Source organism: Nostoc sp., assembly GCF_036917575.1.
Taxonomy (GTDB): Bacteria; Cyanobacteriota; Cyanobacteriia; order Cyanobacteriales; family Nostocaceae; genus Nostoc.
Window position 1 is genome coordinate 24,599 of sequence record NZ_JBALDC010000097.1, and the last position, 20,031, is coordinate 44,629.

A 20,031-nucleotide genomic window follows, 5' to 3' on the forward strand; every position below is an offset into this window, starting at 1 on the left:
GTAATTTAATAATTTCGGAAAAGTAAAATCAACATATTTGAATTATTGTTATATAACCTCTAAAAAAGAGGAAAAAAGAAGTCAAAAGAATTGCTGATTTTTGACTATTACCTTATCTTTGATTCCACTTTCTAAGGTCGGTTAATGCGATTGAGTAACCAAAGTGATGCTACAAGCCCTGCAAAGTGAGCTGAGACAGTGTTGGTGTTTGCCTGTACCACAAGCATATCTAGACCGCTAATAATTCGCGTCGGGTCAAAAAATTGGGTAGTTATCGCTTGCGGAGATATGGAGCGTGCTACCAGTGTTCCAACGATCGCCTGCGCCCCCAAAAGAGTCACCAGCGTTCCTCCTAAATTCACCCAGACCCCTAAGCGTAATACTTGTACAGTCTCGCTTTTCCGAGGGCGGTTGCTGGGATTGGAGGATTCCAATTGCTTGCCAATCCTCGTATAACGGTAAGCTAAAAAAATGCCCCCACCCAAAATAACTAGTCCACAAATTGCTAAAAATACGCCAAAACCAGTCCCAGGATTATTAGTAGAACTGCCAGTTCTTTGATTAAAGATGGCGAACAGCAACACAATTATGCTAGAAACAACGCCTAGTACTAGCTGAATCCAGAAGCTAATCCAACCGATAAGGCGAAAAGTTTGGGCAATTGCCCTGAGAGTTGAGGAAGATGATGGGGCATCGGGAGTTTGTGACATAGCGATCGCCAATGTGCTGGGTGCTAGATTAAGGGACGCGAGGACGAGGGGACAAGGGGACACAGTAAAGTTCTTTCCCCTGGTTTTTAGCGCCTTCTTTGATAAATTTACTATCACACTTGCCAAATAAGACAAGAAATTCTGCGATCGAGGAAATCAGGACTGGTTACTGCTTAAGTGAGTATACCAACGTAGAGCTTGATCCCAGATATATCCTCTAACTTAGAATTTTATAATTTGCATTGGGAGAATCACTGTAAAACAAAGTGTTTATTAAGTTTTACAGACAAAATAGCATTTTACCTGTAAAATTTCTTCGATGGCATTTTATTGCTTAAGCAGTTCTAACTAGCTTGGCATCAGTTAACACCAAGATAGTGACTTGCTCAGTGTCTGTTCGCTCCTCACCCCACCGTATCGAGCTTGAGTGGGGTACATTATTTTGTACTCCTAAAACTCGCAAACTCGCCCCACAACTTCACAGGCGTGGGTAATTATTTCATGTTTACACTTTATAAATCTAATCTAAGTAGCTTTATATGTATTACTCACGTAGTAGTAGCACTGTATACTGACTACAAGGATTGTAGACTTTACTAAGGCATTTTTTTAGCCATTCACTAACCATGAAACTTGAGGATATATATCAATTCTTTGAGAATCCTCCGCCAACTTACCTTTGTCAGGAACTAGCAGTTTGTTACATACTGTCTGTTTTATTACAAGGTGAATCCTACGGAACCGAGTTGATCGAGCAATTAGAAACTGAGTGTCCCGTCTATCGGCTTTCAGATACCGTACTTTACAGTGCAATCAAATTTCTGGAAGACCAAAATGCAATCACTGGATATTGGAAGAAACTCGAAGGACGGGGACGCCCCAGGCGGATGTACCAAGTTTCTCCCGAATGGCAAGTTCAATCTCAAGATTTAGCTTTTCTTTGGCAAGACTACGTAAACGAAAGGAAAAAGTAACGAATAATTGATAATGAATAAGTCTCCTCCAGTCAAACACTAACAATTAGTTATGGATACTGCTATTCTGCCATCTACGTTCCTGCTAACCTTGTTGTTATCGGTTGGGCTGTTTTTCTTTATTCGTGCCTCGACTAAAGACCGTACAGAAATGGCCCAACTAGTATCTGAGCAAGACGAAGCTGTTTTAATGTCTCAATTAAAAGAGTATCTTCGATCGCGGTCTTACCGAGTGGTACGGGTAGACCGAGAACAAAATCAGGTAACTTTTGAAGGTAATGTTCGTCCTAGCTGGTTCTTAGCTATATTTCTAACTTTACTGGCAGCTATTGGGATTGTTTGTCTATCTCTGGTGGCATCCCTGCTTTTTCCTAACCTCAGTACCCTTGTTCTGGCGATGGTACTGCTGTCGCCTTTAAGTGGTCTATTTTATTGGAAAAAATCTGGAAGACTTGAGAAGGTGTCGCTCAAAGTAGAAACAACTCAAAGCGAACAAACCTCCTCAAGTAAGGTAACTATAGTTGCCCATCGAGATGAACTCAGCGAGTTGCAGAGGACTCTACAGCTCAAGCCTGGGAAATAATTGTTGATTTTTGCGACCATCTTTTAACTATGATATGCAGACTTCTGACCTGATCTACTCTTTAGGCAATGGAAAGTAGGAAGGAGAAAATCAAGATTTCTGCTTTGTCAGTTTTCCCCACGACCAAAGTTGTGGGGAAAAAATTTAAATTCATTAACTTAAATTCATTGACAGAGCTTACTTAACCATCTACGGCAAAGAGCGCAACTTCACTCTTCGTTTTAGAGATACTTAGCTCCATACCCACTCCCTTCTGCACGATTAAAGTAGTATCAACCCATGCAATCTAGCGTGGTTTGAAACAAATTCACTTTCCAACTACCTGGACTAGATTTACTGGCAAATCAGCTACAAACTAAAAAAAAATTAAATTTTGCATAAACCTAGCAACTTTGCCAGTTATATAGTAGTCAGGAGCCACATTCAATGCCCAAGATGACCTTCTATGGTTCACCGACTAGCTAAAGCAAGAGGTTCTTGACCTGGTGAAGGTTCTAACACCCTCAAACTAGGAAACAAGAAATGGTTTTCCTCTACGTATTGAGCACCAAACAGTCCCTTTTCTGCCCAGAAATAACGATCTGTAGTGTGTTCATTTCGCTTTACAAGTAGCAACGCTGGTGGCAAAATCCCTTCAGCTTGAATGAATCTTCTCGCTGCTGTCACAGGTTTTTCTTCGCCACTTTCGATACTATATTGAGGCACGTGTTCCAAAATACGCCGTCCTTCCTGACGACGACGACTCTTCCTTTTGCGTCTCCTTGCCAATCTATTGTCCTCCTCTTTCAAGCTATACGATTGTAGTGATAGCTACAAAATCCGTCGTCATTATATAAGTTCTAGTTCAGAATATCAATAGTTTTTAACCTTTTAATATAAGAAAGTTAATATATTTGAAACATAGAGAAAAGCAAATTACCTAAGAATATAATCTCTTAGTACAAACCATCTTTAAGAAGATTTTAGTTAAGCTTTATGAAATGAGCGAGGTAAAAATTAAGTATCCTCTCTTACATCATGCCTCAAAATCTATAATCTTGAGCAAAAGCTAAAAAATGTTAATGTCTGCCAGTTCCGATTTTCTTGCTCTGTGTCGAGAGCAAATAGCGCTACTAACCCAAGGGCTAGGAGCAACTTTAAGTATTGTGTATCTAACACAAGAATTGGTAGATACTCCCTCTGGCGATGCCAAACTGATTCCTGTGGTGATTTACCCGGAAACAGCATTATTACCCCAAGGTGAGGTAACTATTGAAGCGACGGCATACAAGCAACTTCAAGTTGGAAATGCGCTTATATTACCCAATCATCAAGGAAGATTATTGACAGCAGGTTCAGAATCTCCAACTTCGTCACGGGAGTCTGAGATACCAGATGCGTCTCAACCCGATCTTAAAGAGGAATATCTACTTAATGGCAACCAAATTGTTTTACCTCTAATTTATGAAGGGGTGATGATGGGGTTACTAGTGACAGGTAGGAAAGACCGGGTATGGAATGAACACGAGCAAAGTCAGATTCAACGGATAGCCCAAACATTAGCGATCGCTTGTATTTTAGATCAGCGCCGAGCATGGTTTGAGCAACAGTTGCATGAACAACAAATTCTCCAAGAAAAACAACGGGATTTGCTAGATAACCTGTTGCATCAGTTTCGTAACCCATTAACAGCATTGCGGACTTTTGGCAAACTGTTATTGAAGCGACTACGACCAGCAGATGTTAACCGAGATGTGGCAAATAGTATTGTCCGGGAAAGCGATCGCCTTAAAGAATTACTGCAACAATTTGAACAAGTAATTGATTTGACAGAGGCAGATTTAGCACCACTACATCTGCCGGAAGATGGAGTTTTTGTAGAAGCAACTATCCAAAAATCCGCTAAACCGCCGCTATTATTGCCGGGAACGGGAGATAAAGCAGTTGACTGCTCGTTAGCAGATATATTAGAACCATTATTAATATCAGCCAAAGCGATCGCCCAAGAGCGAAAGCTAAAACTAATAACTGAAATTCAAGATAATTCATCTCTAGTGCGTGCCAATGTCAAAGCATTACGAGAGGTGTTAACTAACATTATTGATAATGCTTTGAAATATACTCCCACTGGTGGCAAAATTTTGATTCAGGCGGGGCAAGAAAAAGCTCATTTTCAGGGAATAGTCATTAGTGATAACGGGCCTGGCATTCCACCGCAGGATTTAGAACATCTTGGAGAACGGCATTACCGGGGTGTACAAGCGCAAACAGAAATCCCCGGTACAGGTTTAGGGTTAGCGATCGCTAAACAATTAATAGAGCAAATGCAGGGCGAAATCGAGATTTTCAGCCCTGCAATCAACTTTAACCTAACTTCACCTAATAGACCAGGAACTACTTTTATTATTTGGCTACCGGAAGTTGAGAATTAATCTATTGAGAACGGATTATCTCGTTTTCCTTTAACCTTTAACACTGGTCGAAATCATATAGTCTTCGATTTTTTCAAGCTTCAACGTAAAAATTGCTAAGTCAAGCCGCAACTTAATTGACTTCATTAGTTCTTCGCTGAAGTGAATTAGTTTTGGAAAATAATGTTTTCACTGAACCGCAGTTGCAGCGATCGCGTCGAGGTCTTTGATCGTTTGCGGTGAAAGTTGCAGATTTGCCGCTTTGATGTTTTCGTGCAGATGACTAATGGATGACGTTCCGGGAATTAACAGGATGTTCGGCGATCTCTGAAGCAGCCATGCCAAGGCGACCTGCATCGGTGTGGCTGCAAGTGATGCTGCGACAGCATCGAACGCTGACGATTGCAACGGATTGAACCCGCCCAGGGGGAAGAACGGCACATAAGCAATTCCCTGCTTCGCGAGGTCGTCAATGAAAGCGTCATCTTCCCGGTGCGCTAGGTTGTACTGATTCTGGACGCAGACAATTTCTGTGATAGTTTGCGCTTTTGCCAATTGCTTAGGAGTGACGTTGCTCAGACCCAGGTGACGGATCAATCCCTGTTTTTTGAGTTCGACTAGGGTGGTCAGCGGCTCTATAAGAGAACCCTCCGATGGTTCGTGACCGTCACCCATGAAGCGGAGATTAACGATATTGATCGCATCAAGTCCGAGATTACGCAGGTTGTCGTGAATCGCTTCGGTCAGATCCTGCTGCGACATTGCGGGAACCCACGATCCATCTTCAGGACGACGCGCCCCGACCTTGGTGACGATCGCTAAATCTTCCGGGTAGGGATGCAGTGCTTGTCGGATAATCTGATTCGTGATGTGAGGTCCGTAGAAGTCGCTGGTATCGATATGATTAATGCCAAGTGCGATCGCTTCGCGCAAAACGGCAACGGCTGCATCCACATCTCGCGGCGCACCCCATACATTCGGACCCGCGAGTTGCATGGCCCCATAGCCTGTGCGCTTCACTGTGATTGAAGTGTTCGGCAGCGTAAAAGTGCCGCCAAGGTTCGTTTGCTCAGACATATTGCTACTTTCTCCAAGAATTTTTTAGTGATTTAACGAAAACAATTTTGAGAGTCCATTTCTCATTGATGTCGCTGCGTGCGATCGCAGCCCTCTTCTACCGATAGATTCCTATCGCTTGTCATTTTTCGTTGCGGCTTGCGAATATTTGCTCATAGTCACCGTTCCTCTCAGCAAATCGTAGTTCTTTGACACGATTAACAAGGATTTCGCCGTGGGGTGGGTTGGGAGTGCTGAGAATCTGCATCACTTCAGCAATAAAGTCAGCGAGTGGCATTGCGGCAGGATCGGTCGCCTGACTAGCCCCGCCAAGCTCCGTCTGTACATAGGGTGGAGCAAGTTCAAGAACCTCCACAGAGGTTTCTTGAAGCTGAACGCGGAGCGACTGCAACCAGGAGTGCAGAAAAGCCTTGGTCGCACAATAGGTCGGATATGGACTGATGGGAACGAAAGCCAAGCCAGAGGTGGTGGTGACGATCGTCGAATGCGGTTGCTGTTTGAGAGTCGGGAGGAGTGCCGCCGTGAGGTGAAGTACGCCGACAATATTAATCTGAATCATAGACTGCATCACGGAGAAATCAATCGGATCCGAGGTGAGGTCTTCCGTTTTACCGATTCCGGCATTATTGATCAGAACATTGAGTTTAGGGAACTGTTCTCGAATGCGGGACGCAAAGGCTTCGATGTCCGCCGGGTCTTGAACGTCAAGTTGAATCCCGTGCATACCGGAGTGAGCGGCAGTGATTTCGTCGAGGAGATGTTGACGGCGACCTGCGATAATGACTTGATTACCGCGTTGATAGAACGCCTCGGCAAGCGCACGACCGATGCCGCTTGTGCCTCCAGTAATCAGGATGGTGTTGTCCGTGAGATTCATAAATATTTTTCCTGTAAAGATGTCGAAATGAAGAATGTCAGGGTTTATTGAGAGTAAAGTTATTGCAAAAGCTAGAAATTCAATCAGCGCTTATTCGTCGCTCACGCGCAACACGATTTTACCTAGATAATGCTGTTTCATCGCATCCTGTGCTTGTGCCGCCTCTTCCAGTACAAACGTCTGCGCGATGTGAACTTGAAACTCACCCATGTCGATCAATCGGTTAAGTTCGTCTAATAACGTTGGGTTAGCGAACCCATTTGCTTTCTTGAGTTCCACCCCGTCGGGCGCTTTGGGTTCGGGCATCACGCCATTAGGATAGGAGATGATTCCGCCCTGACGCACCAAACTCAGCGTAGATTGAACCTTGTCGCCGCCCACTAGCACCAGCGCAACATCGAAGCCATCGGGCGCAAAGGCGCGGGCACGTTGGGCAATGTCGTCGCTGTGTCCGTCTACCACTTCATCAGCACCCAATTGCTTGGCCAACGCTACGCCGTCTGCACCCGATGCGATCGCGAAAACGTTCGCGCCCATGCGTTTAGCCAGTTGTAGCGCAACGTGACCTACGCCACCACTTGCACCCCACAGCATCAATTTGGTTTCGTTGCCTGTCCCCGACGCTTGCAAATTGCTTAACGCCGTTACACCAGCAATGCACAACCCGCCCACCATCAAACTATCCAAACCGTCGGGCATCGGCGCGACTGTCTTTTCAGAAACGACGACGTATTGGGCATAGCTACCGCCCTTGTCGTTCATGAAGCTCTGGGCGTAAACGCGATCGCCAACAGCAAAACGCTCAACGCCGTCGCCAATGGCAACAATCGTACCTGCACATTCGCCGCCCAGCACACGCGGAAAGTGGACTTCGTTATACACCAGTTCACCTTCACGCTCCATCTCATCCCAGATGCCAACTCCGGCGATCTCGATGTTAATCAAAACTTCGCCTGCATCTACTATAGGCACGGGTAAGGTGTGCAAAGTCAGCTTGTCAGAATGACCGAACTCGTCCACAGCCATTGCTTTCATTTGTTGGGGAGTATTTTGCATAAATAGGTTCTCCTGCTAATTGCTTGAGTTGTTATTAAGAAGTTCAAAGGCGTAAAACTGCTGACAAAGTTTGTTTGGATGAATTGCCATTTCCTTCAAAAAGTTTTTAATCGTTTAAGGAAAGCAATGCAGCATTGTTCTCTGGACTCTTTAACGTTTCGCTTGAGATGCTTTCATCCTACGAATTCGATTCAGCGTTTCCAATGCCTAAAGCTCTTTGATCTTTGCCTAATTCTCCAGCGTGGATAACTTAAAGACCTTCTATAATCGTGTAGGGCGTTGAATGAGTTGAGGTTTTACCATGACAGTCGAAATCCTTAATTCTGATGTCGTTGCAGATCAGTGCCAAGCGTTGGCGGCATTAGTGGCGCGGCATACCGAATCTAGCCGCAACCTGATTTATCCAACTGCGATCGCACCCTTAAGCTTTTCGCGCTCGGATGCGTCCTCTGCCATCATCTACCAGGATTATGAACCGCGTCTCGCTATTCTGGTTCAAGGCAAGAAAGACATAGTGTTGGGGGAGGAAACGTATCCATATGAGGCAGGGCAATGTCTTGTTGTCTCAGTTGATCTCCCCATCGGTGGGTGTATTGTTGAGGCGACAACCGATCAGCCGTATTTAGGATTAAAGCTGACCCTAGATCCAATGCAACTCTGTGAGATGGTTGCTCAAATGAATTTCAGTTCAGCGAAGAAAGATAACTCTGTCCGAGGCTTGTTTGTAAGTAACGCTGATCCCACGTTGCTGGACTGTGCCCTTCGCCTGATTAAGCTTTTAGATACACCCCAAGATATCCCCATGCTGGCACCGATGATCGTTCGGGAACTCCACTACCGTCTACTGATAGGGGAACAAAGTGAAGCCGTGCGCCAAATTGCTACCTCTGGCAGCAGTATGCAGCGAATTGCTGAAGCGATCAAACGGATCAAGTCTAAGTTTACTCAGCCGATGCGAGTCGAGGACTTAGCAAAGCAGGTGAGAATGTCTACTTCGTCGTTTCATCAGCACTTCAAGCAAGTGACCTCAATGAGTCCACTTCAATATCAAAAGCAGTTAAGACTGTTAGAAGCCCGTCGCCTGATGCTGACGGAAGATTGTGATGCAAACTCTGCTGCCTACCAAGTTGGGTACGAAAGTCCCTCACAGTTCAGCCGGGAATATTCACGCCTGTTCGGTGCGCCACCGATGCGAGACATCGAACGGTTGCGAACGGCTTGACTTAGACTTCTTTCAAGGATGGAATAAAAAACGGCAAAAAAATTTCTTTAACTTAAATTTAGTTTAAGCAATTTTCTAAAAATTTTGAGTTTGATGAGAAAAATAGCGTAGATGCTATATACGAAATACAGCATTTACGCTATTCTTACAATTCGACTTTAGATGTACTAATGACTATCTTAATGAAACCAACAAGTTCTGATTGATGGTCATTTGTAAATCGGTATTTGGGTCAATAGCAATTAAGTCAACACTCTTCTTACCAAAGAACAGACCAACCAACGCACCGATACCAGCACCACCCAAGACTTCTTCTGTGGCAATGGCGCGATCGCCAGTGACAGCAGATACCGCAGTTGCCGCACCTGCGCCTAATACAGTATTTTTGATAATTGAACCAACACTAGTACCCTTCTTGACGGTTTCAGTTTTAGTAATCACATCAGAAGTAGCATTCAGCTGATACTCTTGACCACTGGTCAAAACTAGTTTCTCGGCAACGAATTGAGAACCACCTGTAGCAGGTTTTAGTTGACCAACAACTTGACTACCAGCAGGAATCACTACAGATCCGTCTTGCGTCACCACGTTTTGGGATACTGTTAATGTCAAGGGCGATGTTTCATCCTTTGTAACTAGAATTTTTTCCGCCTTGTCATACTTCACAGGAATAGTAGTCCCTTGAGCAATTGTTACGGATGTAGGTGTTGGGGTAGTAGATCCGACAGCCACGACATAAGGCGAGTTAATTGCTGAGGCTTGATTAGAACTAACTAATGCTTGGTAGATAAAAGCTGCTACCTGGGCGCGAGTGGCGGTTGCAGTTGGATTTAGGAAGTTCACATTCGGATAGTTCACCACAATTTGCTTTTGGGTTGCTGCGGCGATGGGGCTACGGGCATAGCTAGCGATGTTAGAGGCATCGTTGAAGTATTGCAGAGTGCCTTCAGTATTGCCACTAGGACTATATTCCAAACCGTTAGCGAGAGAAACTAAAACCTGTTGGCGAGGAATAGCCTGGTTAGGTTCAAAGCGATTACCGGGATAACCAGATAAGAAACCAATAGTATAAGCTTGCCCAATTGCACTGGATGCCCAATAGTTGCTAGGCACATCAGCAAAATTGATTGGCTGCCGTTGTTGTGCTTTTTGGAAAGCTTTATTGACCATTGCGGCAAATTGAGCGCGTGTCACCGGTTCTTCTGGGCGGAAACTACCATCAGGAAATCCGGCAATTACACCTCGCTGAGATAATTGTTGAATAAATTGTGCTGCCCAATAGTTAGATGAAACATCAGAAAAAGTCGTTTGAGCTAAAGATGGTGAAGCTGTAATGAAAGGCGCTATAGTACCAACTGTGACGCTCAAAGCCATGAGTGCAGCTGTTTTAGATTGCCAACGATTTAAGTTAAACATTATTTTTTTACTCCAGTTATATTAGTTTTTTACTGTTAATTAGTTAGACATTTACTAAAGTACAAGGTTCCTAATTTTTATAGTTTTTGTCAAAACCATTACTTTAGTCATACAGTCATAATTAAAAATATTCATGCTAATATAATCATCCGTATTAACTCTTAGCAAGTTTTACCAAATACAAGTACTTAGTAAGATGATACAGAAATAAAATAGTTGCTGTTAAAGAAAAAGTTTTATGGTTAAAAGTAAAGGCGATCGCACACTCTATTTAAAGTAGCGATCGCCTATAAAATAACTATCTAAGTCAACAGATTCTAATTGTGACTAATACAGGTGTTGAAGTAGTAGACTCGACAATTATTGTATATGGCGAGTTAATTGCTAAGTTTTAACACGACATAGGGTGAGTTAATTGCTGAGGCTTGATTAGAACTAACCAATGCTTGGTAGATAAAAGCTGCTACTTGTGCCCGTGTAGCAGTTGCAGTTGGATTCAGTAACTTCACATTCGGATAGTTCACCACAATTTGCTTTTGGGTTGCGGCGGCGATTGGGCTACGGGCATAGCTAGCGATGTTAGAGGCATCGTTGAAGTATTGCAGAGTGCTTTCAGTATTGCCACTGGGACTATATTTCAGACCGTTAGCAAGGGCAACCAAAACCTGTTCGCGGGGAATAGCCTGATTAGGCTCAAAGCGATTTCCAGGATAACCAGATAAGAAACCAATGGTATAAGCTTGCCCAATCGCACTGGATGCCCAATAGTTGCTAGGTACATCAGTAAAATTAATTGCCTGCCGTTGCTGGGCTTTTGGGAAAGCTTTGTCGATCATCGCGGCAAATTGGGCGCGTGTCACCGGTTCTTCTGGGCGGAAGCTACCATCAGGAAATCCGGCAATTACACCTTGCTGAGACAATTGTTGAATAAATTGTGCCGCCCAATAGTTAGATGAAACATCAGAAAAAGCAGTTTGAGCTGAAGATAGCGGGGAGCATCCCACTTTGATGAGTTGGTCTTGCAAAGGATAATTCACCGGATCGCAAACAAAACCTGCTGAGTTAGCCTGTATAACAGTCCGCGTTGGCGGATTTTGTTTCTCTGGCTGTGATTTCCAATCGTCAGATATTTTTTCAATAGTGGGATGCTTACTTAAAAACTCTGAGTCTGCAACAATATCGTGAGATCCCTTTACATTTATCTTAGAACTATTGAGATAGATATTATAGTCATAAACAACGTTGTTGTTTTTAGTGTTATTATTAATATTCTTTTCAGGAAAAGCATAGAGAATGTTCCTGAGAATTTTGACATCAGATGATGCATAAGCAAATATTTGCCCACCATTGAGTTCTGGACTCTGATTATTCAAAACAGCTGTGTTATTTACAATATCAACATGTTCGCTTAAAAATGCATGAATACCCGATCCTCCATTCTTAAATGTAAGATTGTTTTGAACTAAAGTACGTCCTTTATATGCATCCAACTTTGAGTTATCTTGATTTCTTGTACTATCAATAATAATGCCATTACCATCTGTAATCCTTCCGACTGCAATCCAAGGAATGTACATACGATTGTTGTAAGTCTTGTTGTTGGTAACAAACATTTTGTATCCCTGGTTGTTGTCAGAATTCCAATTATTCAACATTGAAATACCACTAGAACCAAAAACACCATACCAGGCATTATTAAATACCACATTATTATCTATTGTCACATAGTCCGCTTGAATCGCTGAAATACCTGCTCCTCCACAGTCATGCACTTTGTTATTCAAAATACGGATGTGATGAACATGACCATTCGTTCTACCATCAACGTTGATACAGTTTCCATTTGTCAGTGGGTTTTGTTTGTTAGTCTTCTGACTCATTGCATAATCAAGGGTTATATTGGCATTGTTTCCTACAACCTCTAGCCCGTTGATCTCGATATATGAAGCTTTATTTGAAATCGAGATCCCATTCCATGTATTGTGCTGAATTTTTGGGAAATGCCCAGGATATGCTTTATACCTGATCCATGCATTTGCAGTTCCAGAACGTTTAATATTTACTACACTCCCAGCTTTGCCTGTATTTGTGTATACTCCGTTCATTATCAATACTGTATCGCCAGGGTTGGTAAGGTCTGCTGCCTTTTGAATTGTCTTAAAGGCGGATGAAGTAGAGAGTCCGCTATTTTTGTCGTTTCCACTACCACTAACATAGTATGTTTTCGGTGTTGAATTGATGGTGATTAAATTGTCTTGGTTGGATAGGCTCACTTCCTTATTAGTAGATACGTGACGGACGTTTTCTAATAAAGATACTTTTATACTGTCTCCCGGAACCAAAAGACTTAATACTACCGGAATTGCCAGATATGTACTTAAACCGAAACCTTGAATTACCATAAGAATAGGCACCTCGATCGCTACTACTTAAAAAAAGTATCAGGATATTCTATAATTTTGAATACTCTTTTAGATACAGAATACAAGAAAGCTAACTTTTAAATAAGTATTCTAATAAATATTGATACTGATTAAGACGATATAGAAGTGGAATAGTTGCTGTTCAATAGAAAATTTTAGGGTTAAAAATAAAGGCGATCGCACACTCTAGTTAAAGTGGCGATCGCATATCAGGGATGATTAAATTCACAGCTTGAATGAAGTTAAATCTAGTAGCGGGATTGTGGTACTAAATTCAAGTTAGAATTCAGTGTGAGCCTTAAATCCTGTTCAGGTCTGAGGACAAAGGCGTTTCCTTCTTTTTTCCGCAACAGCACACTCGCACCTGCACCCGCAGCCGCACCGAGAACAGGTTTTAAATCGTCAATTCTGTTGTTGCCAGTAATTAGTGAACCTAAAAGCCCAGCACCCCCACCAATAGCTGCGTCAGTTAAAACCTGACTGGTGTTAGGCCCCTGTTTAACTCTTTGAGTTGTGGTGTATGTCCGAGAAGTTGCGTTAATTGACTGACGCTGACCATTAGAAAATTCTAATTCTTGAGCGACAAACCTTACACCTTTTCCTTGGTTATCATTTCTATCTCTGGAATAACCATTTAAGTCAACAGGTTCTAACCGTCCATTTATTTTAGTACCAGCAGGAATTAAGACATTTCTATTTCTATCGATAATGTCATTGGCAATTCTCAAGGTTAGAGATTTACTTTCCCCAGGAGCAATAGTAATTGTCTCTTTTTCGTAGGTGACAGGAAGAGCAACTCCAGAAGGAATGGTAGCGTTTCCGTATTGTTCATTTCTGTCTTGGTTAATTCTATATTGTGCATTAGCAGGAGCCAAGCTCAATAGGGGGCTAATGACGCTTGTAGTAACCGCTATTGTCATAAGTGCAGCAGTTCCAGATTTCCATTGATGTAGGCGAGTCATAAGAGGGTTATCCTTTGTGTATGTGATGTATTTAATGACGAGCATTCACTGAGTTTGTTTCTGACTGTTTTTAAACCTGTCTATAGGCGTATACAAGTACTTATTATGATGAGAAGTTTTTGCGATCGCCTAGGTGCAGACCGTCGTAGACATCGCTGTTCAGAATTTGTATCGTGCTAATGTGCGTTACTAAAATGAGAAGCGAGACACTCATTAAGACGCAGAATGAGTATTATTTTGTTCCAGAATGCTGTTTTATTATTTATCTCCACATATCTTCAGCCATTGAATAGAGGCGAATAGGCTGACTGCTAACTCTTACTTTTATTCTAGATTGATTTGCTAAAACTGGAGAAATATTTTCGCTTTCTTAACGAATTATTTAGTATCTGCTATGTGTATATTTAAGATTGCTGCTAACGCTGTTTAATCTCTGCGATCGGTAATAGCAAAGTATCTTCTATTTGCTGTCGCACTTCACAGCTGACATAACAATCGCTTCTTTTTTAGTTTTTATTAGTAAATAAGATGCGTTAGCCCTGGGTGATTGGTTCTCTCACTATTGCGGTTATTGATGAAAAGAGTCGCCCTCCATTTCTAGATTTAACCAAATTTGCTGTCGGTACATACATTGGATTGTTGATACCTCGGTCAAGGTCAAGCGATCTCTACGACGGGCTACGCCAACGCAATTAGCCAATGACAAATTCTCTCTTGGCGACTATCACAATCGAAAATAATTTTTAAGAGACAAGATCCTTGACAACTTTTACGAAGTCAGGGATCTGTAACTTTCAATTCTCACAAATCAAATAAGAATGTTTTCTTCTCAGTCAATAGAAAAAATAACGAAAAGCCTCCAGAAGAGTTTCATTTTTCTTTGAAGATAGTAAAACTTTTTCATGCAACAAGAAAAATTCACTCAGATAATTGTAAATTTTTGTAAAATTGATGTCTTCAAGACTAGAAACCTGATATCTAGATAGCTAAACTAACAAACAGTGCATCTGTACTGTTATTTATTAAAAGTAGATGTGGCGCTATAGCCTGAATGATCCCAGTACAACTTATCATCAAAAATTTCCTTAGTTACCGTGATGCAACTTTAGATTTTGGCGGTTTGCATACGGCTTGTATTTGTGGTTCCAATGGTGCGGGTAAATCTTCTCTTTTAGAAGCAATCACTTGGGCGATTTGGGGTGAAAGCCGTGCCACTGTGGAAGATGATGTCATCTATTCTGGTGCAAAAGAAGTTCGGGTTGATTTTACTTTCCAAAGTAACCAGCAAAAATATCGGGTGATTCGTACCCGAATTCGGGGAGGTACTAGCGTCCTGGAATTTCAAATAGAAATACCATCTGGATTTCGCTCACTCACTTGCAAAGGGGTAAGAGCAACCCAGGATTTGATTTTAGAACACATCAAGCTTGATTATGATACATTTATTAATTCTGCCTACTTACGTCAGGGTCGCGCAGATGAATTCATGCTCAAGCGCCCCACGGAACGTAAAGAAATTTTAGCGGAGTTATTGAAACTCAATCAGTACGATGATTTGGAAGAACGGGCAAAGGAATCTTCTCGTCAGTTCAAAGCCCAGGCAGTAGAGTTAGAGCGTTCTTTGGAGTCGATAAAAATTCAGCTGCAACAACGCCAGATCACCCAAGCGCAAAGAGTAGAATTAGAAGCCGAACTCAACCAACTGCAACAGGTACAAGCTTTTGATAATATTAAATTACAAAATTTGCAAGTTATCCAGCACCAGCGCCAAAATTGGGAACAACAACTCAATTTTATAAAGCAGCAATACCAAAATCTTACCCAAGATTGCGATCGCCTCCAACAAGAACAATCAGCAATTGGCTCTCAGCTAGCAGATTTAGAAAAAATATTATACCAAGAAGCTGAAATTAAAACTGGATACGCCCAATATCAAAGTCTACAATCTCAAGAAGAAGCTTTTGCTGTCAAATTTGAAGAACATACCCGTGCTGGGCAGACTCGCCAACAAAAGCAACAACAGCTTACTAAACAAATTCACGAAATCGAACGACAACTGCAACAAGCCCAAGCGCAGCTAGAAGCTTTGCAGCAACAAGAGCGAGATATTCAACAAACTTTAACTAAATCAGGTGAAGTCGAAGCCGCTTTGGCACAACTAGCCGCAGCCCGCCACCATGTTACTCGCTTAGATGAATTGCAAATGCAAGTAACTCCCTTGTTGCAACAACGAGCAACTTTACAAAGCCAACTCGATCGCACTCATGCTGGTTTAGTAGCGCGACTCGAACAACTCCAAAGCAGTGAGAACCAATTGCAACGCCAGCACCGCCGCCAACCACAACTGCAACAAGCGGTGATGGATGTAGCAATTCAGATTGAGGAACTGGAGAAAAAGCGAGTTTATCTGCAACGAGTCCAAGAAAAAGGGCAAGAAAGGCGGCACTTTATTGAACGTTTGCAAGCTCATCAACGAGACTATGAAAAACTGCTGGGAGAATTAGAGCAAAAATTGCAAATGCTGCAAAATCCTGAAGCACTTTGTCCGTTATGTGAGCGTCCTTTAGACGAACATCATTGGAGTCGGGTAGTGGAAAAAACCCAAAGTGAATTAGAGGATACTCAAGGGCAGTTTTGGGTAGTGCGGGAACAATTGGCTGTGTCTGACAAAGAAATTCAGACACTCAGGCAGGAATATCGCGATATATCCCAACAGTTGGCGGGCTATGATGGTTTACGCGAACAACGGGGACAGTTAGCAGCACAGTTAGAAGCGACAACTGATGTGCAACAACAGTTACAACAAATTGCTGCTGAAAAGCAGCATTTAGAGCGATCGCTCCAAGCTGGTGATTACGCTGCTGATAAACAAGCCGAACTCCGACAGCTAGAGCAATATCTGCAACAAGTTAATTATAATGAACAAGACCACGCCCTCGCTCGGAGTGAAGTTGAACGGTGGCGATGGGCAGAAATTAAACAAGGGCAAATTAAAGATGCGACTAAGCGACAAGCGCAATTATTAGCCCGAAAACCAGAACTCCAGTCCCAAATTGCTCAATTACAAGCCAAAATCCAGCAGGAGCAGATTGATTCTGAATGTGCTAAACAAATCGCGGCCCTTGAACGTCATATTGCCGAAATTGGCTACAGTTCTGAGCAGCACAACAATCTCCGCATGGCTGCAAAAAAAGCTCAATCTTGGCATTTGCGCTATCAACAACTGCTATCAGCCCAGCAACAGTATCCCCAACTCCAGACGAGATTGCAAGAGTTAGAGGAGTCTAGAAGCGCCAGAGTAACGGAGCGCCAAAAACTCGGCAGCCAAATCGAAAGTATTATTCAGCAACTACAAGCGACAGCTAACCCATCTGCCCAAATTCAAACTTTAGAGCAGCAGTTAGCAATCCGCAGACGGCAACTTGATGAGCAGATAGCCAGATTGGGGCGTTTAGAACAGCTGGCGCATCAACTGGAAACGCTGCAAATTCAGTATGAAGAACAGCAGCAGCAATTACAATCTTGCAAGCATGAATATCGTGTTTATCAGGAATTAGCGCAAGCTTTTGGTAAAAATGGTATTCAAACATTGATGATTGAGAATGTGTTGCCGCAACTGGAAGCCGAAACAAATCAACTACTTTCGCGGTTGAGTGGCAATCAGTTTCATGTACAATTTATTACTCAAAAAGCTGGGCGTAGTGCTAAATCAACTAAGAAAAACGCCAAGCTGATAGACACCTTAGATATTTTAATCGCTGATTCTAGAGGAACACGAGCTTATGAAACTTACTCAGGTGGTGAAGCTTTTAGAATTAACTTTGCCATCCGTTTAGCTTTGGCGAAACTCTTAGCGCAACGGGCGGGGGCGGCATTGCAATTGTTGATTGTAGATGAAGGTTTTGGTACACAGGATGCTGAAGGATGCGATCGCTTGATTGCCGCGATTAATGCGATCGCTTCTGATTTCGCCTGTATTCTTACTGTTACCCACATGCCTCACCTCAAAGAAGCTTTCCAAGCCAGGATTGAAGTGAATAAAACTCAAGAAGGTTCGCAGTTGAGCTTGTCTATTTAATTGTATTTTACCCGTGCATCAAGACCTAACGAGCGGAGCTTTTTCGTCAGCGTTTCTGCTTGGGCGCGATCGCTAAATGCTCCAGCATTCACATAATCCCCTAAATTCGATTGCTCTGCGATAGCGTTGGGTATATATTGTTGTACTTTACTTAGAGTATCATTACTGGAAATGGGAATTATTACTCTGTAAGGATTATTAGCAACTAATGTATTGCCATTAGTAACAGGTACTACATCATTGGCGGGAGGTAATGCATAGGAATTAGTGTCGCCTAATACATAATTATTATTTTGAGTGTAATTGCCCCCAGTTGAACCATTCAACCCCAATGCTTCCCAAGTTTGCCAATCTACATTTCCAGTGGAATTAATTCGAGAAGATTGCTGAAATGCAATCACAGATTGTCTAGTGTAATCGTTGAAAAGTCCATCAGGATTAGTATTAGAGAAACCCAACTGCGCCAAGCGCTCTTGAACTAATCTGACATTTTCTCCGCGATCGCCTACAGTTAAATAACTTCTACCTGGTTGTTGAATACCACGTGTGGATACTCTACGCGCTGAGTCCAAAACTTGGGCATTAGCAATGCCATCAACAGGTAGTCCATTATTTTGCTGGAATGCAATTACAGCTTCTCTAGTCTTTGAGCCAACATTCCCAGTGGCATCAGTATTTAAATAACCTAGCTGCCGCAAACGTACTTGGAGTTCTCTGACTTGTTGAGTGGAAAGACTCGATCTACTTGAAGTTGGAGAGGAACCCATTAGTGCGTTCCAAGTTTGTTGATTCACAATTCCGGTAGCAGTTATGCGATAATTTCGCTGAAATGCAATTACTGCATCTTTAGTAATTCGTCCAAAATTCCCAGTGGGTTTACCATTAAAGTAGCCTAACTGCCGTAGACGCTGTTGTAATCTTGTGACGGCTGCACCAGTTTTGCCTTGAGAAAGAGTAGGATATTGACCAACTGCCGAGCGTGATGCGCCACTAATATTTCTATTGGAACTGCTACCTTGACAGGCTTGTTGCAAGGCTCGTTGAGTACTAATACCCACAACTCCATCAGCCGATATTCTATTGGCTTGCTGGAACTTGATCGTAGCATTTTTAGTCAAGGCAGCAAACTTACCTGTAACCGGGCCGTTAAAATAGCCTAACTTTTTTAAACATCTCTGGGTACTGCTAACTTCAGACCCATTACTTCCTAGTTTTTGAAGTGCTAAAGCTTGCCCAGCAATACTTACAAGCCCCGTAATCAGAGCCACAGACAAAAAACGTATTGCAGCACCAGTCGATAACTTTTTCCAATTTACAAATTTGAAATTAACTACGATAGGAACAACCTTGATGCTCTCGGATGCCTCGTAGACTGAGGCAAGCTTGATTAAATGGCTAGCTACCCCTGTTTTCACTTGCTTTTTTCAAGTTTATGGCTAGAAAAAATTATACCACTTACCTGTGTAATAATTACTTTTCGTATGATGCTTTATAAGTAAGTATCCAGAGAGCAGGTGGGAAAAGGGGACAAGGGGGACAAGGTGACAAAAGTTAGATACTTGTTACAAGTCTTTCCCTTCCCCTTGTCTCCAATTCTCCTTGTCCCCAAGTCTCTTCTCCATACCCCATGCTTATTGTTCATTAACTTTTTCAGTATTACCTGCTTTCACCCAACCTTCTTGTTCGCTACCTTCCAAACGGATCTTTTGCCAAGCTTTATCGTCGCTTTCTGACAAAATAATAATTTTTTGATTAAAACCAACTCCACCAATCTTTTCAGATTCTTGATTTGGTTGCGATCGCAAACTCAAGCCTTCAGCCCAACTAACACGTCCTCGGTAAGCTCCTGCTGGCAATGGTTTTGGTGATGGTGTCGCCTTTGGTGATGCTGTGGGAGTAGAGGTTGAGCTTGGAGATGATTGAGCCTGAGTCTTAGGTGTAAGGGCAGATTTACCTTTTCCAGGCTCAGTTGCTTTTGGAGCTTGAGCTTTCACCGAGGGACTATCGTTGGAAAAAACTGGTTTGGCGGGGGGTACGCCGGTGCGATTCATAAAATAGAGTGCAAGTGCAGCACCGCCACCTACTAACACAGCGATCGCTAAGAAAAACCCCAGTATAAACTTTGTTAAGCCAGACAACATAATTAAAACCTGATTATCAAGAGTGAAGGTGAGCCAGTCATCTGCGTATTTCCCCTCCCATTGAAAAGAGTGGTGTTGAACTGGCTGTAACGGATTACAAGTAGAGAAGCAAGTAACCCATC

The 20,031-nt window shown here is 42.6% G+C and carries 14 protein-coding genes and 1 pseudogene; 5 read left to right on the forward strand and 10 right to left on the reverse strand.

Annotation, left to right across the window (positions count from 1 at the left end):
- Positions 1–131: 131 nt before the first annotated feature.
- Positions 132–710 carry a DUF3611 family protein gene (locus V7K79_RS27600; protein WP_335052516.1) on the reverse strand — a complete coding sequence of 193 codons (579 nt, stop codon included), beginning with the start codon at positions 708–710 and terminating at the stop codon, positions 132–134.
- A gap of 626 nt (positions 711–1,336) precedes the next feature.
- Here V7K79_RS27600 and V7K79_RS27605 point away from each other — a divergent pair.
- Both V7K79_RS27605 and V7K79_RS27610 read left to right on the forward strand, forming a co-directional pair.
- Positions 1,337–1,684, forward strand: coding sequence for a PadR family transcriptional regulator (locus tag V7K79_RS27605; RefSeq protein WP_335052388.1), 348 nt, complete (start codon positions 1,337–1,339; stop codon positions 1,682–1,684).
- A 52-nt stretch (positions 1,685–1,736) separates the two neighbouring features.
- On the forward strand, positions 1,737–2,267 hold the full coding sequence (locus V7K79_RS27610) for a cofactor assembly of complex C subunit B (protein ID WP_335052390.1): 531 nt from the start codon (positions 1,737–1,739) through the stop codon (positions 2,265–2,267).
- A gap of 450 nt (positions 2,268–2,717) precedes the next feature.
- Here the strand turns inward: V7K79_RS27610 and V7K79_RS27615 are convergent, their stop codons facing one another.
- On the reverse strand, positions 2,718–3,035 hold the full coding sequence (locus V7K79_RS27615) for a DUF3155 domain-containing protein (protein ID WP_041566316.1): 318 nt from the start codon (positions 3,033–3,035) through the stop codon (positions 2,718–2,720).
- 287 nt (positions 3,036–3,322) lie between these two features.
- Here V7K79_RS27615 and V7K79_RS27620 point away from each other — a divergent pair, with 287 nt between their 5' ends.
- The gene (locus V7K79_RS27620; protein ID WP_335052392.1) at positions 3,323–4,678 is read left to right on the forward strand and encodes a sensor histidine kinase; all 1,356 of its coding nucleotides are present in this window, start codon (positions 3,323–3,325) and stop codon (positions 4,676–4,678) included.
- A gap of 168 nt (positions 4,679–4,846) precedes the next feature.
- On the opposite strand, the gene V7K79_RS27625 is transcribed toward V7K79_RS27620, so the two are convergent.
- The 3 genes from V7K79_RS27625 to V7K79_RS27635 form a co-directional block, all read right to left on the reverse strand.
- On the reverse strand, positions 4,847–5,734 hold the full coding sequence (locus V7K79_RS27625) for an aldo/keto reductase family oxidoreductase (protein WP_335052394.1): 888 nt from the start codon (positions 5,732–5,734) through the stop codon (positions 4,847–4,849).
- 121 nt (positions 5,735–5,855) lie between these two features.
- The gene (locus V7K79_RS27630) at positions 5,856–6,611 is read right to left on the reverse strand and encodes an SDR family oxidoreductase (protein WP_335052396.1); all 756 of its coding nucleotides are present in this window, start codon (positions 6,609–6,611) and stop codon (positions 5,856–5,858) included.
- Between the two features lie 90 nt (positions 6,612–6,701).
- Positions 6,702–7,667 carry a quinone oxidoreductase family protein gene (locus V7K79_RS27635; RefSeq protein ID WP_335052398.1) on the reverse strand — a complete coding sequence of 322 codons (966 nt, stop codon included), beginning with the start codon at positions 7,665–7,667 and terminating at the stop codon, positions 6,702–6,704.
- Positions 7,668–8,031: 364 nt separating this feature from the next.
- Here V7K79_RS27635 and V7K79_RS27640 point away from each other — a divergent pair, with 364 nt between their 5' ends.
- Positions 8,032–8,889 (forward strand): AraC family transcriptional regulator, encoded by an 858-nt coding sequence (locus V7K79_RS27640; RefSeq protein WP_335052400.1) that lies wholly within the window; start codon positions 8,032–8,034, stop codon positions 8,887–8,889.
- Positions 8,890–9,063: 174 nt separating this feature from the next.
- Here the strand turns inward: V7K79_RS27640 and V7K79_RS27645 are convergent, their stop codons facing one another.
- From V7K79_RS27645 to V7K79_RS27655, 3 genes and pseudogenes are all read right to left on the reverse strand, one after another.
- Positions 9,064–10,305 carry an S-layer homology domain-containing protein gene (locus tag V7K79_RS27645; RefSeq protein ID WP_335052402.1) on the reverse strand — a complete coding sequence of 414 codons (1,242 nt, stop codon included), beginning with the start codon at positions 10,303–10,305 and terminating at the stop codon, positions 9,064–9,066.
- Positions 10,306–10,700: 395 nt separating this feature from the next.
- Positions 10,701–11,342 (reverse strand): annotated as a pseudogene (locus tag V7K79_RS27650) (S-layer homology domain-containing protein); the annotation flags it as partial.
- Between the two features lie 1,634 nt (positions 11,343–12,976).
- Positions 12,977–13,690: a conjugal transfer protein TrbI gene (locus tag V7K79_RS27655; RefSeq protein ID WP_335052404.1), complete on the reverse strand. Its 714-nt coding sequence runs from the start codon at positions 13,688–13,690 to the stop codon at positions 12,977–12,979.
- A gap of 1,051 nt (positions 13,691–14,741) precedes the next feature.
- On the opposite strand from V7K79_RS27655, the gene V7K79_RS27660 reads away from it, so the two are divergent.
- Positions 14,742–17,768 (forward strand): SMC family ATPase, encoded by a 3,027-nt coding sequence (locus V7K79_RS27660; protein ID WP_335052406.1) that lies wholly within the window; start codon positions 14,742–14,744, stop codon positions 17,766–17,768.
- Here the strand turns inward: V7K79_RS27660 and V7K79_RS27665 are convergent.
- Positions 17,765–19,183: a peptidoglycan-binding protein gene (locus tag V7K79_RS27665; protein WP_335052408.1), complete on the reverse strand. Its 1,419-nt coding sequence runs from the start codon at positions 19,181–19,183 to the stop codon at positions 17,765–17,767. The two genes, V7K79_RS27660 and V7K79_RS27665, sit on opposite strands and share 4 nt — an antisense overlap.
- Positions 19,184–19,399: 216 nt before the next feature.
- Complete coding sequence (locus V7K79_RS27670; protein ID WP_335052410.1) at positions 19,400–19,909, reverse strand: SH3 domain-containing protein; 510 nt, start codon at positions 19,907–19,909, stop codon at positions 19,400–19,402.
- Between the last annotated feature and the right edge of the window lie 122 nt (positions 19,910–20,031).

Coding starts and splice junctions, on each gene's coding strand:
- V7K79_RS27600 (WP_335052516.1), bottom strand. CDS start 710: ATGTCACAAACTCCCGATGCCCCATCATCTTCCTCAACTCTCAGGGCA.
- V7K79_RS27605 (WP_335052388.1), top strand. CDS start 1,337: ATGAAACTTGAGGATATATATCAATTCTTTGAGAATCCTCCGCCAACT.
- V7K79_RS27610 (WP_335052390.1), top strand. CDS start 1,737: ATGGATACTGCTATTCTGCCATCTACGTTCCTGCTAACCTTGTTGTTA.
- V7K79_RS27620 (WP_335052392.1), top strand. CDS start 3,323: ATGTTAATGTCTGCCAGTTCCGATTTTCTTGCTCTGTGTCGAGAGCAA.
- V7K79_RS27625 (WP_335052394.1), bottom strand. CDS start 5,734: ATGTCTGAGCAAACGAACCTTGGCGGCACTTTTACGCTGCCGAACACT.
- V7K79_RS27630 (WP_335052396.1), bottom strand. CDS start 6,611: ATGAATCTCACGGACAACACCATCCTGATTACTGGAGGCACAAGCGGC.
- V7K79_RS27635 (WP_335052398.1), bottom strand. CDS start 7,667: ATGCAAAATACTCCCCAACAAATGAAAGCAATGGCTGTGGACGAGTTC.
- V7K79_RS27645 (WP_335052402.1), bottom strand. CDS start 10,305: ATGTTTAACTTAAATCGTTGGCAATCTAAAACAGCTGCACTCATGGCT.
- V7K79_RS27655 (WP_335052404.1), bottom strand. CDS start 13,690: ATGACTCGCCTACATCAATGGAAATCTGGAACTGCTGCACTTATGACA.
- V7K79_RS27660 (WP_335052406.1), top strand. CDS start 14,742: ATGATCCCAGTACAACTTATCATCAAAAATTTCCTTAGTTACCGTGAT.
- V7K79_RS27670 (WP_335052410.1), bottom strand. CDS start 19,909: ATGTTGTCTGGCTTAACAAAGTTTATACTGGGGTTTTTCTTAGCGATC.